This is a genomic window from Anaerostipes sp. (assembly GCF_018381315.1).
GTDB lineage: Bacteria > Bacillota > Clostridia > Lachnospirales > Lachnospiraceae > Anaerostipes.
In genome coordinates, this window is record NZ_JAGZSD010000022.1 from 21,512 (window position 1) to 37,256 (window position 15,745).

At 44.6% G+C, this 15,745-nt stretch carries 12 protein-coding genes, 1 tRNA gene and 1 riboswitch; of the genes, 5 read left to right on the forward strand and 8 right to left on the reverse strand.

All coding sequences use genetic code 11. From position 1 onward, the window contains the following. Positions 1-36: 36 nt before the first annotated feature. The 6 genes from rpoN to KH180_RS14325 form a co-directional block, all read right to left on the reverse strand. Entirely contained in the window at positions 37-1,311 is a 1,275-nt protein-coding gene (gene rpoN, locus KH180_RS14300; protein ID WP_290761476.1) for an RNA polymerase factor sigma-54, read from the reverse strand. A 66-nt stretch (positions 1,312-1,377) separates the two neighbouring features. Continuing rightward, complete coding sequence (locus tag KH180_RS14305; RefSeq protein ID WP_290761478.1) at positions 1,378-3,438, reverse strand: HelD family protein; 2,061 nt, start codon at positions 3,436-3,438, stop codon at positions 1,378-1,380. After that, complete coding sequence (locus KH180_RS14310) at positions 3,428-4,285, reverse strand: helix-turn-helix domain-containing protein (RefSeq protein ID WP_290761480.1); 858 nt, start codon at positions 4,283-4,285, stop codon at positions 3,428-3,430. The genes KH180_RS14305 and KH180_RS14310 overlap by 11 nt, the downstream gene beginning before the upstream one ends. A gap of 148 nt (positions 4,286-4,433) precedes the next feature. After that, positions 4,434-5,024 carry a nitroreductase family protein gene (locus KH180_RS14315; RefSeq protein ID WP_290761482.1) on the reverse strand — a complete coding sequence of 197 codons (591 nt, stop codon included), beginning with the start codon at positions 5,022-5,024 and terminating at the stop codon, positions 4,434-4,436. Between the two features lie 20 nt (positions 5,025-5,044). Further along, positions 5,045-5,320: a DUF1905 domain-containing protein gene (locus KH180_RS14320; RefSeq protein WP_290761483.1), complete on the reverse strand. Its 276-nt coding sequence runs from the start codon at positions 5,318-5,320 to the stop codon at positions 5,045-5,047. Between the two features lie 352 nt (positions 5,321-5,672). Next, positions 5,673-5,744 (reverse strand) — tRNA-Arg (locus tag KH180_RS14325). Positions 5,745-5,892: 148 nt separating this feature from the next. Here KH180_RS14325 and KH180_RS14330 point away from each other — a divergent pair. The 3 genes from KH180_RS14330 to KH180_RS14340 are packed head-to-tail and all read left to right on the forward strand — an operon-like array spanning position 5,893 to position 8,604. Further along, positions 5,893-7,257, forward strand: a complete 1,365-nt coding sequence (locus KH180_RS14330; protein ID WP_290761484.1) for an alanine/glycine:cation symporter family protein — start codon at positions 5,893-5,895, stop codon at positions 7,255-7,257. A gap of 4 nt (positions 7,258-7,261) precedes the next feature. After that, positions 7,262-7,816, forward strand: a complete 555-nt coding sequence (locus tag KH180_RS14335) for a DJ-1 family glyoxalase III (RefSeq protein WP_290761485.1) — start codon at positions 7,262-7,264, stop codon at positions 7,814-7,816. A gap of 2 nt (positions 7,817-7,818) precedes the next feature. Beyond that, positions 7,819-8,604, forward strand: coding sequence for a DUF1189 family protein (locus KH180_RS14340; RefSeq protein ID WP_290761486.1), 786 nt, complete (start codon positions 7,819-7,821; stop codon positions 8,602-8,604). A gap of 541 nt (positions 8,605-9,145) precedes the next feature. On the opposite strand, the gene KH180_RS14345 is transcribed toward KH180_RS14340, so the two are convergent. Both KH180_RS14345 and KH180_RS14350 read right to left on the reverse strand, forming a co-directional pair. Next, positions 9,146-10,384 (reverse strand): ammonium transporter, encoded by a 1,239-nt coding sequence (locus tag KH180_RS14345; protein ID WP_290761487.1) that lies wholly within the window; start codon positions 10,382-10,384, stop codon positions 9,146-9,148. A gap of 137 nt (positions 10,385-10,521) precedes the next feature. Further along, on the reverse strand, positions 10,522-10,860 hold the full coding sequence (locus KH180_RS14350; protein WP_290761532.1) for a P-II family nitrogen regulator: 339 nt from the start codon (positions 10,858-10,860) through the stop codon (positions 10,522-10,524). A 216-nt stretch (positions 10,861-11,076) separates the two neighbouring features. Here KH180_RS14350 and KH180_RS14355 point away from each other — a divergent pair, with 216 nt between their 5' ends. Together KH180_RS14355 and KH180_RS14360 are read left to right on the forward strand one after the other, a co-directional pair. Beyond that, positions 11,077-11,973, forward strand: a complete 897-nt coding sequence (locus KH180_RS14355) for a DMT family transporter (RefSeq protein ID WP_290761488.1) — start codon at positions 11,077-11,079, stop codon at positions 11,971-11,973. Positions 11,974-12,055: 82 nt separating this feature from the next. After that, positions 12,056-12,141, forward strand: a riboswitch (cyclic di-GMP riboswitch). Between the two features lie 112 nt (positions 12,142-12,253). After that, a complete protein-coding gene (locus KH180_RS14360; protein WP_290761489.1) occupies positions 12,254-15,736 on the forward strand; it encodes an Ig-like domain-containing protein in 3,483 nt (1,160 codons plus the stop codon). The last annotated feature ends 9 nt before the right edge of the window (positions 15,737-15,745 follow it).

The following is a 15,745-nucleotide window of genomic DNA, read 5'->3' on the forward strand; positions in this document are numbered from 1 at the left end:
ACCCAGATACCGGGATTACAGTATCTGGGTGCATTTTTAAGATTCTTTTCGGTCATAGGTTCCTTTGATACCCATCTGCTCCCGGTATTTTGCAACTGTTCTTCTGGAGATGGAAATGCCTTTTTCCTTCAGGAGAATGCTGAGCTTCTGATCGCTGAAGGGTTTCCTTGGATCTTCTGATGCCACTAACTCTTTCAGAATTGTTTTGATGTCTGTACTGCTGACAGAAGCGCCGGAGCAGGGACGGGCACCGGTAAACAGTGATCTCATGGAAACGATGCCGCATGGGAATTGAAGATATTTTCCTTTGATACCCCGGCTTACTGTGGATACATGCATGTCGATGTCTTCTGCCACGTCATTCATGGTCATGGGCTTTAAACAGCCGTGGTTCAGAAAGAAGTCAGGCTGCCTTGCCAGGACAGCTTCTGTGATCTTTACCATAGTATGTCTGCGCTGCTCAATGCTGGCCATGAGAAAACGGCAGCGCTCATATTTTTTTTGGAAGTATTCTTTTAATTCCGGGTCTTTTGTGTCTTTGAGCATCTTTATATAGTAGTCGTTGAGAGAGTAATTTCCGACCCAGTCATCATTCAGCTGAATCTCCCACTGGTCTTCCTGAAAGGTAACGATGATATCCGGGGTGATATACTCGGTTTTTGCTGTGGAAAATCCCTGCAGAGGTTTGGAATTCAGATTCCTGATGACAGCAATATTCTTCCGGACTTTCGCTGTGCTGATCTTCAGGCTTCTCGAGATGGTGCTGATATGTCCAAGGGCAATGTTATCCAGATGTTCCGAGATGATCTTTTCCAGAATATCTGTTTTTTCCCCTTTTGTCTCCAGCTGTTTTAACAGACATTGGGATAGATTTTCAGAAAAAATTCCCGCAGGCTCCAGATCAGAGAGTACATCATAGCACTTTTTGATTACTTTTTCCGGTATTGTGAGAAGAACGGAAAGCTCATGAAGGGAGATGCGGAAAAAACCGCCGGAGTCCAGGCAGTCAATCATAAACTTCATGGTCATCCACTCTGTCTGTGTGAAATCACTCTGGTTTAACTGGTCTAAAAGGAAGGTTTTGACTTCCTCTGTATTTTCTGCGGGTATGTCAAAGGCCCGGGCGTCTGAAACGGCAGGAGAAGAGGAAGGAGGGGAATAGTCAAGGATGGGGTTTTCTATGTATTCATTCTGCAGGAACTCAGAGAGTTCCCCGTTATCCAGTGACAATATGTTCAGTGACTGGATCTGAGATTGGGAAAGCTGCTGCTTTTGATTCAGTTCCAGGCTTGTATGATATGATGTATCCAAAAGAAATCCACCTCCTTTCATCCGCTCATTCTCAAAAAATCAATATTATAATATAGATGTATTATATCATAGAATGTGGTGCAAAGCACGCTCCACAAAACGGGACATCTTTTTTGTATGAAGAAGGGTCAGCCTGTGCATAGCCCTTGTGCAGGCAATGTACAGCAGATTTCTGTCATATTCAGTTTTATAAGTACAGCTGCCGGCATCCGGAATAAGGACTTCGTCAAACTCCAGCCCCTTGGACATCTGTACGGAAGTAACAGAAATTCCGTGCTGAAAGCTGGTACTTTCCGGCGTAATCAGATGAACCGGAAACTCTTTGGAAAGAAGTTCATAGAGCGCTGCCGCATCGGAGGCTGTTTTGAGTATAATTCCAAGAGAAACATTTTTAGTTTCCTGAAACTTCTGCAATGCTTTTTTTAGCTTACAGATTTTATCCGATTCATTATCACACGCAGTTACAGCAGGTTTTTCGCCATGACGTTCGACCGGTACCAATGTACAGTTGTTTTGAATACTTTTGGCAAAACTCATAATCTCAAATGTGGAACGGTAACTTTTATTAAGCTCTGTAAATTCTGCATCTTTATAAACCTGCCGTATATCATTCAGGGTGTGCAGATGATGGGGATGAACAGACTGCGCAAAATCTCCTAATATTGTTTTTTGGCACGGAAACAAAAAATTGATTACAGCGTACTGGATCGGGGTATAATCCTGCATCTCGTCAATGACAAGGTGTTTTGTGATGTTACTTGCAGTTAATCCTTCATACGCAGCCGAAAGGTATAAAAATGGATAGACATCGGCCCACTCTAACGTCTTTTTTCCGGGGAAAACAAGCATTTCAGGAATTTTCATTTTTTTATAAAAGTTTTTATAAAGCGCCAATGGACTTTTAAATAAAAGCATAGAAGTGAGCTTTTTATAGATCTGGTTTGTTCCGGGAAGTTCATCCTCCATGATGCCGTCAGTCTGAAAGCGGTCATGAATATCATCTGCTGTCATTTTAAGCCGCTGTTTTACGGGATGTTTTATGTATGCGTGGAACCGCTTCAAAATCCATTCCTTTTCTGCGGTAAGATTTCCGAAAGAAATCGTGTCAGGAACAAAGATCGTCTCCTGCATCTCACATATATACTTATCCATAAGTTTCAGAAAATCCAGCGTGGATTTATACCGGACTCTTTGGGCATAGGCCTCATCACGGCACTCCAGGGGATCTTTTTCCGGCTCAAATTCTATGGTCTGCCCCAGCTGGATTTCGGCAAGATCCGAAAAATCAAGCTCATAGATCGGTTCCTCCCCCAGTTCGGGAATAACGTTTGAAATATAATCTCCGAAAACTTTATTGGGGGAAAGGATCGTTACATTTCTGGAATTCAGCCGGTCTTTAAAACGGTAGAGAAGAAACGCAATGCGGTGCAGGGCGATGGAAGTTTTGCCTGAACCAGCAGCTCCCTGAATAATCAATGTTTCAGTATGCTCATCCCGAATAATCTGATTTTGTTCCTTCTGGATCGTTGAGATAATCGTTTTCATCTTTTCACTGGAAGTATGGCTCAGTTCTTTCTGAAGTACGTCATCCTGAATCGCTGCGGATGTTTCAAGCGTATACTCCAGGACTCCGTATTTAATGCTGAACTGCCGTTTTTTTGTAAGCGTTCCTTCGATTCTGCCGGACGGGGCGTCAAATCCTGCCGGTCCGGTCTCATAATCATAAAACATACCCGATATGGGAGCGCGCCAGTCAAGAATCAGAAGCTCATATCCATGACGGAAAGAAAAACGTCCGATATAATATGTTTCGGCATGGCTGTTTCCCTTTTCACAAAAATCAATCCGTGCAAAATAGGGAGAATCTTTGAGGCTTCTCAGCCTGCTGCAGACCTCAGATGCAAAAGCGCCGGTGTGATCCGTCTGCTTTAGAAGCAGCTCATTTTGAAACATTTCATGGGGATCGATCTCTCCCCGGGATTCAGACATATAATTTCGGGCATCTGTATATTGCCGGTCCAGCCGGTCTACAGATTCCCGGGCTTCATGAATGGCCTGCTCAAGTTTCGATTGAATAAAAGCAAGGTGTTTAAGTTCATCTGGAAACAGTTTTTCTTTATTTTTCATGATCGGTTTCCTCCTTGCGCAGAATAAACCGCTGTGTGGGATAGCCAAACTCAACCAGAAACTCGGCTTCCGCAAATCCCAGACTTTGGATTTCTCTGCGGTGGCCCGTGTCGGCTTTATCCCCCTCCCGGTATGTGGTGATACTGATCTCTTTGTCTGTCAATAATTCTGTCATTACTTTTTGAAGAAAGGCTTTTGGAATTCCCATTTTTCTGTAAAGCGGGTGAACACCCATGAAATCAATGCTTCCGGTCTCATAAGAAAAAAGCATGATGCCGACAGCAGTAATTCCGTCTTTTAAGATCAGTGCCTGACCGGAGCAGATTCGCTGCTGCAGAACAGTTTTGTATTCATCCTCATGCAGATGGGGGAACCCGTCAATGACAAGCCGTACCAGATCCATCCAGCAGGGGATGTCTTCCTCTGCTGCTAATGTGACATTCCATTGGAACTTTTCTTTGCTGTTCAGCATATGATAACTGCCTCCAAAATCATATTTAAGCTGAAGCGGATAAAATTTTTCATTTTCTCTGTATTTACCCGGAGATGTTTTGTACATTGCCGTAAAAATATTTGAAAAGGCCTGCTGGCTTTCATATCCTGCCTTCAGTGCAATGTCAAGGATCGGCTGTTTAGAAAAAACCAGCAGCTTTGCGGCTTCTGTCAGCCGGCGTCTTTGAAGATAGTCATGTACTGTCAGGCCGACGTTATCAGTGAATATCCGATGAAGATGATACTTTGAATAATGTACGGCGTTGGAGATGATATCCAGATCCAGTTTTTCGGACAGATGAAGTTCAATATAGTCAATAACCGCTTCTATTTTTTCAAGTTTGTGGTGATGCATTTTTTCCTCCTTTCACTGGACTTGATTATACTTGTATTTGGCAGACAGGTTTTCATCATTCTTGCTGTTCTTTTGTGCGCTTCCTGCACGGAGTGCTTTTCTATGCAATAAAAAACACCAGCCGGTAATAAAAGGGCTGGTGCAGCAATTAATTTCTCCACTTTGTTATCTTGTGAAGTTCATTTCTCGGCCTGGCATCAGGGGCTTCATCCGCATAGCCTATTGTGAGTGCGGCAAATAACTGATCTTTTGTGTGAAGCCATTCGGTCAGTTCTTCATAGGCAAAGAAAATATCGCATATCCATAGGCTTCCTAATCCTAAGTCAGCAGCGGTGAGAGTCATATTTTGAACTGCAGCCCCAATAGACTGGGCATTGCAGAGTTCAGCAATGCGGTCTTCCTCTGTCAGGGGCAGTGACAGGTCAAGACCTAAAGCGTTTGTTATGAAGATGGTCACCGGGGCCTTGCGCATGATCTCCAGTGTACAGCGGGCTCCGTTCAGGTGAGCACTGCTGTGCGGCAGCAGGGGAGCGGTTTCTTCTCTTTGTAATCCCTGCTCCATGGCAGACAGCATGCCGGCTTTTGAATCTCCTGAGACAACGGTGAATCTCCAGGGCTGTCTGTTTTTAGAGGACGGGGCCTGTATTCCGGACCGTATGATTTCTTCTATTAAATGGCAGGGCACTTCCTTTTGTTTGAATTTCCGGATACTGCGTCTGTTTGATATTGCGTCTATCATTTTTATCCTCCTGAATGCTGTCATCGGGCATTTTTTCGTTCTTCAAGCGTTACATGAATTTGATCTCCCGGCTGTTTGCCGATTTTTTGCCGGATGTCTTTTCGGACACCGATTATATGGCATGGAGTTCCCATTCTTACAACTTGTCCGTCATAGGGCTCACCGTCAAAAACTGCATGTACCGGCAGCCGTGATTTACCGAATAATTCTTTTATATCAAAAGGTATCTCTATATATGCAGCGTCCATACCCGGCTTTTTTAAAATAACTGCATCAAATTCAAGAACTTTCTTCATGCTTTTCCTCTTTTCTTTATAAACAGTATATTCTTTCTTAATTCTAGTGTGTCCTCGCTTTTCCGGTGTTATGCAGATGCATTTCTTCCGGCCTGTCTGCATATGATGATTTAGGCTGTTTAAAGGTTTGGCTAAAGAACAAAGTGGGCATGCCGCCTTATCTCACCAAATCCCTCATTCTTTGAGGGGCTTGTTCACTTTGCGCGCCAAATGCGATTTGCCACAGGCAAATAATTTCTCTGCGCATTTGTGTGCATCCTACACGGAGTGCTTTATTATTGCATAGGGGATTCTGAAGGAATTTCCTATGCAATAATAAAAAAAGTCCCGCAAAGCGGAACTTATAAGCAAATAGGCCTGGCGGGAATCGAACCCACAACGGCCCCTTAGGAGGGGGCTGTTATATCCATTTAACTACAGACCCGCAAAACACATTTACTATTGTAACGATTCATTTATGAAAAGTCAATGAAAAAAGCTGTCCGGCGTTGACTTTTTATCTCTTTTTCTTTAAAGTAGTTAAATAGGGTCTTTCTATGCTTTAGCCGGGAAGATTTACAGGGAGGTAGTTTATGAAAGCGATCAATGATTTTGTATGGGGACCTGTCATGCTTGTACTTCTGATGGGGACAGGTATTTTTTTAACCATACGCCTGAAATTTCTTCCATGGAGAAATCTGCCTTATGCCTTAAAGATGGTTTTTGTTAAGGATAAGAGCGGAGTACAGGACGGGGATATATCCGGATTCCAGTCATTGATGACAGCCCTGGCTGCTACGATCGGAACGGGGAATATCGTTGGTGTCAGCACTGCCATGGTTATGGGCGGCCCGGGAGCTTTCTTGTGGATGTGGATCAGTGCCTTATTCGGGCTTTCCACTAAATATGCAGAGAGTGTTTTGGCGGTGAAGTACCGGGAGATCAATGAGAACGGAGAAATGTGCGGCGGTCCTATGTACGCCATGAAAAATGGTTTTAAGATCAAGTGGATCGGACTTATACTGGCCTTTTTCTTTGCCTTGTTCACTGTATTTGCATCCTTTGGCATCGGAAATATGACCCAGGCCAATTCTATTGCTGAGTCCATGAAAGGATTGTGGGGAACACCCCATTGGCTGACAGGAGCCGTGATTGCACTGCTGGCCCTTTCCATTCTGATCGGCGGAATTAAAAGCATAGGCAAGGTATGCGGGTTCTTTGTGCCCAAGATGGCAGTTTTCTATTTTATAATGGGGATTGCTGTTATTTATATAAACAGGGCAAATCTGGGACAGGGAATCGCAATGATCTTTAAAATGGGACTGTCTCCCAAGGCTGTGGCGGGAGGTGTAGGCGGAACCATTGTGGCAGGGTTATTTTCTTCTATGAGATGGGGAATCGCCAGAGGTATTTTTTCAAATGAGGCCGGACTTGGATCTGCACCTATTGTAGCGGCAGCTGCAAAAACTGACCATCCGTCCAAACAGGGTTATATTAACATGACGGGCACTTTTTTTGATACGCTTGTCGTATGCAGTGTCACAGGCCTGATTGTGGCATCTTCGGGAGTGCTGGGAAGTGTAGATTCCCACGGCAGGCTGATCACCGGGGCAGCGCTTACGATGAAGGCGTTTGAGAAAGCCCTTGGACCGGCAGGAGAGCTATGCGTGGGACTGGGCATTGTTATGTTTGCATTTTCAACCATCATCGGATGGGAGTATTACGGTGAGAAGGCACTGGAATATCTGGTGAAAAAGACATCTTACATTAAATTATACCGGATTGTTTATTCCTGTGTTATCTTTGTAGGAGCTACCGTGCCGCTGCAGCTGGTATGGAATTTTTCGGACACAATGAACGGGCTGATGGCAATACCAAACTTAATATGCCTGCTCGTATTACATAAAGTAGTAATGAAAGAGTGTTTTCGTTTTGAACAGATAAAGAAAGGACGATGAACTTATGAATAAAGTATTTGTGTTTTTAGCAGATGGATTTGAAGAGATTGAAGGACTGACTGTGGTTGATATGCTGCGCCGGGCCGGGATTGAAGTCATTATGGTTTCAGCAGGGCCGTCAAAAGCTATCACTGGTTCTCATCATATCGAGGTGGAGGCAGACTGCATGTTCCACGAAGTGCTGGAGCCGGAAGGAGCAATGTATGTGCTGCCGGGAGGAATGCCGGGCACCATTGCGCTGAGAGAGCACCAGGGACTTGCGAAGCTGCTGAAAAAGGCGTATGATAATGGAAAATATCTGGCAGCGATCTGTGCAGCTCCGACCGTGCTCGGACAGTATGGATTCTTGGACGGGAAAAGAGCGACCTGCTACCCGGGACAAGAGGACGGGCTTGGCAAAGCGGAGTATGTTACAGAGCCGGTTGTTGTGGACGGCAGGATCATCACCAGCAGAGGCATGGGAACTGCCATTGCGTTTGCCGGAAAACTTGTGGAGATTCTGCAGGGAACAGAGGCAAAAGAGGAATTGTTGAAGAGTATCATTTACGAGGAAAATTAAGAATGCAAAGTACAGAAAAAATAAGTGTTTGGGAGCAGCTTCGTATAGCCTGCACCAAACCGAGGCAGTATAAAAAGCTGCTGAACCTGAAAAAATGGAAGGTAGCAATATTTACATTGCTTTTGGGACTCGTTATCACTCTGCTGGGACCTGTGATGGACTTGGCAGGATTTGCAGTGAGCGTAGGAGGCCCTGAGAACTTTGTCATGAACCGGCTGCCGGCCTTTGAACTGAAGAACGGACAGCTTACTCTGGACCATGCGGTGGATTTTAATCTGGGAGGGCTGCATATTTCCGCAGATTCAGGGAAAAAAAAAGTGGGAACAGATGATTTCGATGAAAAATATACAGATGAGATTCATTTTTCAAAGAATAATATGGCCATTAAGACTTCCGTTATGGGACAGACCATCACGAAGAATTTTAATACAATGAAGAACGCCTCCTTTACCAACCGGGATTTGGCGAATCTTCTTCCGCTCATCTATTTTATGACATTTATTGCACTGCTGTTTGTTTACGGGGGAATACTTCTGCAGTATCTGTTTTATTGCCTGCTGGTCTCCTGGCTGGTATCTTTGAATATGAAGACCAGAAACCAGCCAATGGCATTCGGAAAGATCTTTCAGATGTCAATTTACGCAAGAGTGCCGTGTGAGCTTATCGGCACCATTGGACTTACCGCCGGAATTTCCTTTTTTACAGGGATTGTATGGATTATGGTGGGATATCTGGTGAGCTACCAGCTGATGATAATGGGACTTACAGAGAAAAAACCTAAAGAATAGATAGTTTACCACATATAGAACAGAGAAGAAAAAGTGTTCCGGAAGGAGCACTTTTTTTAATTCAGTGCGCCCGGCGGGCGCACGTTCTAACCAGCCGAGGTCATAGTACCGGGAACCCTGACACCAACACAGACTTTTGGACGGATGACCTGCTTGACACCATCTTACGCAGCGGTAATGCTGAACGCTGTATTAACCAAAACAATCATAGTAGACCGCCTTGGTACTGAACAGTATGCAAGGTGATGTGGAAGAGGGAATAACCATCCCTCTATCCGATTAGGAAAAGTGCGTCCCATGAAAGAAAAAGCACTTCGTGCAGGATGAGGCGGGCATGCCCACTTTATTCCATTGCAAGTTGTACAGCAAAAATCCCTGAGGAAATCTCAGGGATTTTTGTTGTTTTAAACAAATATATTTTATAAAAGCTGCCAAGAAGTGTATCTGTTCTGTCAAAGATTAGTCAGCAGGAGAGTAAGAACTAGTCAAATTTCAGTCTTTTATATAAACGGGAGAGAGGATCCCGGATATATTAAATTAATTAGTGATCACTTTTCAGAGAGAAATCAGCATATCCGGAGATACCATGTTCTGATATATCCATACCTGTAAGTTCTTCTTCCTTAGATGCCCGGAGACCAATGGTGTGTTTCAGTCCCTGGAAGATCACAAGGCCGCCTACAACACAATAAGCAGCAACAGCAAAAACTCCGATGAACTGTGCTTTAATAAATGCCCCGCGGGTAATATCGAGAAGCTTTAGAGAATCGCCGGTTGCAAAGAATGCTGTCAGCAGGGTGCCTACAACTCCGCATGCCAGATGAACCCCGCAGGCACCGACCGGATCATCGATCTTCGCTTTTTTATCCAGAAGTTCAATCACAGCGACTACCACAACTCCGCAGATAGCTCCGATAGCGATGGCTCCGTAGTTTGATACTACGTCACATCCGGCTGTGATACCGACAAGGCCGGCAAGAGAGCCGTTTAATGTCATGGAAACATCAGGTTTGCCATAGCGCACCCATGTGATAATCAGGGCAACCAAAGTAGATGCAGCGGCAGCCAGGTTTGTTGTCATGGCAATAGAGCCAAGGGTATCAGTAGCAGCCGTTGTGGAACCGCAGTTGAATCCGAACCAGCAGAACCATAAGATAAAGACCCCGAGAGCACCGAGTGCAATGTTATGGGCAGGAATCGCTCTTGGAGTTCCGTCTGCTTTGTATTTACCGATACGGGGACCAACTGTGGCAGCACCTACAAGTGCCAGCCATCCGCCGACAGAATGGACTGCAGTGGATCCTGCAAAATCATGGAAGCCTAAATTGGAAAGCCATCCGCCGCCCCAGATCCAGTGTCCGGTGATCGGATAAATGACCAGGCTGATCAGTGCACTGTAAATCAAATAAGAAGAAAACTTTGTACGCTCTGCCATGGCGCCGGAAACAATTGTGGCGGCTGTGGCACAGAATACAGTCTGGAAGATCATAAAAACACCGGGCGTCAGATCTTTAAACTGCTGTAAATCAATCGATGTCGGGTTAAAGAAACCTGTGGTTCCGACGATCGGATTGTCACCTCCGAACATCAGTGCAAATCCGATGACGAAGAAACAAAGGGTCCCAAGGACAAAGTCCATTAAGTTTTTCATAATAATGTTGCTTGAGTTTTTCGCTCTTGTAAAACCTGTCTCTACCATTGCAAATCCTGCCTGCATAAAAAAGACAAGGAAAGCCGCAATACAAGTCCATACAATATTTAATAACTGCTGTACGTCCATATTCATATCCTCCTTTAAATAGAAAAGGGATAATGCCTGTCTCAGCAACTGCAACTTTGGCTGCAACTGCCTGACTGCATTATCCCCTTTGATAATGATTGAAATATTTTATAGTTTTCATACTTTCACCGTTTGGATCACAAAGCATCCTTCCCGGTCTCGCCGGTACGGATCCGGATCGCCTCTTCCACCGGAGAAATAAAAATTTTGCCGTCTCCGAACTCCCCGGTGCGGACTGTGTTCACAATATCTTTTGTCACTGCATCCACAATCTCCTCCGGCATTACAGATTCCACTTTGATCTTGGGAAGAAGATTTGAATTCAATTCATTTCCTCTGTATTTCTGGGTAAATCCTTTCTGATTTCCATATCCCATGATATTGGAGATCATAAGTCCGGAAACCTTATGCGCTTCCAGAATATGTTTTACATCTGTAAGCTTTTCAGGTTTGATGACTACAACAACTTTCTTCATCATAATATAATTCCTCCTCTTGATTATTAAACAAAAAAAGGCATTCCAATCCTGGGATCGGAACGCCGTTGTTCTTGATTGGTTCCCATTATACTCCTTGAAGCCCCATTGTCAATAAAAAGTTAAAATGTATAAAAATAAATACAAATGAAAATGGTTCTTAATTTGTATGTAAATCATGGTAGAATGAAGAAAGAACAAGAAGCGGAGGAAGATATGAAAACAAAGAACAGATCAATGATGGCAGCCCTTGCGGTGCTTGCCACTTTTTTATGGGGGAGTGCTTTCCCAAGTGTTAAATTAGGTTATGAAATCTTTCAGATTCAGGGAGATGATATCGGAAGCAAACTGCTGTTTGCGGGGATTCGTTTTGCTGCTGCAGGGGTTATGGTTCTGGCAGTATTGGGTGCCCAGACCAGACAAAAGCCGGTGCCAAAGAAGGGGACATTCAAACAGCTTCTGGCCCTTGGTATTCTTCAGACAGCAGTCCAGTACTATTTCTTTTATGTGGGCCTGGCTCATACAACAGGAGCAAAGGGGTCCATCATCAACTCGTTTACAGCGTTCTTTCCGGTGGTTTTGGCACCTTTTTTCTTTAAAAGTGACCGACTTACAGTGAAAAAAATCTTGGGATGTGCCGTGGGTCTTTCCGGTATTGTTCTGATCAACCTGCAGGGAGGAAGCCTCGGAGGATTCGCATGGAACGGAGAAGGATTTATAGTATTGGCTGCGCTGTCACAGAGCCTGGCCTCCATTTACAGCAAAAAGCTGGCACAGACTATGAATGTGATGCTGATCGCAGGCTATCAGCTGCTGCTTGGAGGAACCCTGCTCCTGATTTTTGGATATGCTGGCCACGGTACTTTGGCATTCCAAAGCAGCGGACTAATGCTGCTCCTTTATATGGCCGTTCTTTCAGCGGTTGCATTCAGCGTCTGGACCTGGCTGCTGTCCCATTATCCGGTCAGTTCTATTTCCATTTATAATCTTCTGATACCGGTATTCGGGACATTGCTTTCAGGGCTGCTTTTAAAAGAAAATGTCTTTACTGCCGTAAATATTGCATCCATTCTTCTTGTGTGCGGCGGGATTGCTGTTGTGAACAGAGAATGAGGATATATGAATACAGCATTCATGTATCTTTTGCATTGCCATTCTTTCCCTAATGAATTATACTAAAAAAGTAAAGATTGAATTATATACCGGGCAAAGCAGGTGAAAACCTGTGACGCAAAGCTAAAGGGTCTAAGATTTTGTTGATTATGACAGCCAGCTGCAGTTTATATGCATTGCGTCTCTTTTTGAGAATGCAGTGCATTTTTTATTTCAGATGCGCACAAAGTGCCTGTTAATGGGGAGTCAATAAGATCTGTATTGTTTGAGAGGGATTGAGATGAAGAATAAAAAAGTAAAATATATAATTTCCTGGATACTTTTATTTATTATGGTGTTTTGCACAGTGATTCCTGAAAACAGGGTATCTGCGGCAGAGAATACGCCGAAACTGACAGGACTTCAGACTGTATATCTGACAACATCGGGTACTTATCCGTCAGGAGACGGAAGTACAAAGGAGAAACCGCTGCACGATATGAAAGATGCATTTGACAGTGTGGCAGATGGAGGAACCATTGTCATTCTCGGTTATTATGTAGATCAGGCAGGGTTTACAACACCAGCAGGAAAAGCAGTGACCATACAGGGAGAGGATGAGAGTGTTTTTTTGACTCTGCGCTATGGAATAACTATGGGAAGTGATTTGAAGTTTGACCGGATCAGACTGGAAACCACGGCCACTGATGCGGATGCAAGATGTTTCTTTGTAAATGGCTACTCGCTGAAAATGACAGATTCTGTTCAGTGTTATGTCAATGAAAATGATAATCAGAAGGCTTACATTTATGCGGGGAGTCCTGACGGAACAGAAATTTCAGGAAGGAGGGCAAAGATTGACGTAGGAGGCGGCAGATTTGCCGGAATTTACGGATATGGGAAAGGCGGAGCAAAAGTACTGGAGGGATCTGAAATTACGGTCAGGGACAATGCTTTGACAGACCGCCTGGATACTGCATCTGTTGTAAATATTTACTCCAGACAGAAGCTGAGAGAAGCAGCTCAGAATATTGAATGGATGAATATCTGCGCGCCTTTTGATACCTATAATCTGTTTAATGTCAAAAATATAACGCTTCAGTCAATTCTTACCCTGACAGCAGAGAATGGAACAACACTGAATGGGAATCTGGACATGAAGGGAGCTGCCAGCCTGGATATAAAATCAGATCTTTATATCAAAGGAGAATTAAGCGGAACAGGAACCATCACCCCATGGTTCCGGGGCCAGGTAGTTTCGGGGTCAAAAGAATCCGCCGGGAAGCTGACATTTGAAAATGACGTGAATTCATGGGAAATGCGCATGGAGGAGACAGAATCGGGAATAAGATGGTATGCCGCGCCGAAAAACACGATGAGTGTGTATTATATAGATGGAACCGCAGGGGATGACAGAAATACCGGAGAGTCAGCAGACCAGGCATTTGCTTCAGTACAGAAAGCTTTGGATACAGCAGTCTCCGGAAAAGCTGAAATTTTGTTGATTATTTCAGGAGATACAACAGTCAGTGAAGCTTTGAATCTTTCTCTGCCCGGGCATACTCTTACAGTATCCGGCATGGGCTCTTCCCCTGCAAAGCTTACAGTTAATGAGCCGCTGACAATCGGCCAATACACACAGTTCGACAATCTGAACATGGATTTTACCGGATGTGCCGGACGGGACGGCATTGTGATAGACGGTGAATCTGCCGTATTTGAAGATAATCTTTCCATGGAGGGGACGCCTCCTGACATCAGATGCATAGGCGGGGAAGGAAGCGCAGCACAGCAGATTGATATTTACAGCGGGACTTATGGAAATATAAAAGGGGAGGATCAGGAAGCTTTTCTGGTTCTGCATAATGGAAGCATCAAGGGAAAGATCAGCGGATGGGGCTACATTGATGCTGCTCCGGAAATCTGGAATAACGGTGAAGTATATGTAGGAGGAGGCATCGAAAGTTCCGGATGGGTGACGCTGTTAGGCGGAGCAGATGCAATTACCGTGGACGGCGGCATACAGGCAGAGAGTTTGGAGACAGATGGGCAGCAGGTAAATCTTAAGGTCACCAGTGCAAGCCAGATTAATGTGAGTGAGTTTGATCCAAAGATTTCATTGACTGTACTTCCGAAAGAGGAAACAGTGACAGAGGGTATTTATCTGACGGCAGATTCTTTTGTTGAAAATACGAAGGTATCCAGAATCAGGCTTAAAAATACCAAAGGGTATATCATGCCGGTGAGTAAAAGCGGCGATAAATACATTGGTACACTGAAGGCTGCTGTACAGCTGGGGTCCCCAACGCAGATTGTGTGGGACACAAAGGGCACAGGAAAGCTTACATGGGACAAAGTACCGAATGAAGAAAAGTATCTGGTGACGGTTTGGAAGGGAGATGAAGAGGTCCTTACGGAAAAAGAGACCAGTACAGAAAGCATGGACTGCTCTCAAGAACTCATAAGATACGGCAAAGGAGAGTACAGGGCTGCAGTCCAGGCTGTTTCCGGTACCGATGAGTACTCAGACAGTGACGTCTCGTACAGCGGGGTGCTGTCATACCATATTAAAGCCCAAAGTATTGTGTTAAGCACAAATAAAAAAGAATTGGTTATAGGTGAGAAATTTCAGCTGAAAGCAAAAGCCTGGCCAAATAATGCGGAATGCGGATTCCAATGGACTTCTTCGGATGCATCCGCCGCTGATGTCGATGAAGAAGGAAATGTTACGGCTGTATCGCCGGGGACTGCAGATATCATAGCAGAGGCTGATGACGGAAGCGGGGCAGCCGCATCCTGCCGGATTACAGTAAAAGCAAAGCCGGTTCAGAAAGCAGAACAAATTGTGCTGAGCCAGACAAAAAAGACACTGTATCCTGGAGAAAGCTTTCCTTTGCAGGCAGATGTGCTGCCCAAAAATACAGCCGACAGAACTGTAAAATGGAGCAGTTCCAACCCAAAGGCAGTTGAGGTCACCAGCTCAGGAAGGATTACAGCGAAGTCTGAGGGGCGTGCCGCAGTGACTGCACAAGCCAATGACGGCAGCGGCATCAAGGCAGAGTGCATCGTTACCGTTGCTGCCAGAACCTATTCTGTCCGGTATATACTTGACGGGGGACGGAATCACAGGGATAATCCTTCAAAGTTTGCAAATCCGCCGGTCCGCCTGAGAGATCCGGTAAAAGAAGGATATTTGTTTGCCGGATGGTATACGGATGCCGGATTTAGGATGAAAGCGGAGACAATCTCCCAGAAAAAAGATTATATATTGTATGCCAAATGGCAGAAGGCAGCTCTTGCTGCGCCAAAACTAACTTCAATGAAGAATCCGGCGGGTCAGAGCCTGACTGTGAGTTATTCCAGGGTATCCGGAGCCGAAGGGTATGAAATCTCTGTTTCGCCGAATGCAGGATTCAGCAAAGGTTCTGTGAAAAAATGGGAAACAATGTCTGTCGGAAAGACCGTGACCGGACTGAAAAAGAATACGGTATATTATGTCAGAATCCGGGCTTACCGGAAGGATTCTGCCGGTAAGAAAGCGTACGGTGCGTACAGCGCAAAAACAAAGGGATATACAGTCAAGTATCAGCTGAATAAGGGAAAAAATCATAATGCAAACATCATCAGTTACTACAATATAAAAGTACCGCTTAAAAATCCGTCCCGTAAGGGTTACAGGTTCAAAGGCTGGTATACAACCAAAAAATATAAGAAGAGAATCAAATCCATACCAAAGGGAAAGAGAGTGAACTATACCCTCTATGCGAAATGGAAGAAAAAATAAAAATGGCGG

Bases quoted from the DNA above. Each gene is read 5' to 3' on its own strand.
- KH180_RS14305 (WP_290761478.1), bottom strand. From the start codon at position 3,438: ATGAAAAATAAAGAAAAACTGTTTCCAGATGAACTTAAACACCTTGCT.
- KH180_RS14310 (WP_290761480.1), bottom strand. From the start codon at position 4,285: ATGCATCACCACAAACTTGAAAAAATAGAAGCGGTTATTGACTATATT.
- KH180_RS14315 (WP_290761482.1), bottom strand. From the start codon at position 5,024: ATGATAGACGCAATATCAAACAGACGCAGTATCCGGAAATTCAAACAA.
- KH180_RS14320 (WP_290761483.1), bottom strand. From the start codon at position 5,320: ATGAAGAAAGTTCTTGAATTTGATGCAGTTATTTTAAAAAAGCCGGGT.
- KH180_RS14330 (WP_290761484.1), top strand. From the start codon at position 5,893: ATGAAAGCGATCAATGATTTTGTATGGGGACCTGTCATGCTTGTACTT.
- KH180_RS14335 (WP_290761485.1), top strand. From the start codon at position 7,262: ATGAATAAAGTATTTGTGTTTTTAGCAGATGGATTTGAAGAGATTGAA.
- KH180_RS14340 (WP_290761486.1), top strand. From the start codon at position 7,819: ATGCAAAGTACAGAAAAAATAAGTGTTTGGGAGCAGCTTCGTATAGCC.
- KH180_RS14345 (WP_290761487.1), bottom strand. From the start codon at position 10,384: ATGGACGTACAGCAGTTATTAAATATTGTATGGACTTGTATTGCGGCT.
- KH180_RS14350 (WP_290761532.1), bottom strand. From the start codon at position 10,860: ATGAAGAAAGTTGTTGTAGTCATCAAACCTGAAAAGCTTACAGATGTA.
- KH180_RS14355 (WP_290761488.1), top strand. From the start codon at position 11,077: ATGAAAACAAAGAACAGATCAATGATGGCAGCCCTTGCGGTGCTTGCC.
- KH180_RS14360 (WP_290761489.1), top strand. From the start codon at position 12,254: ATGAAGAATAAAAAAGTAAAATATATAATTTCCTGGATACTTTTATTT.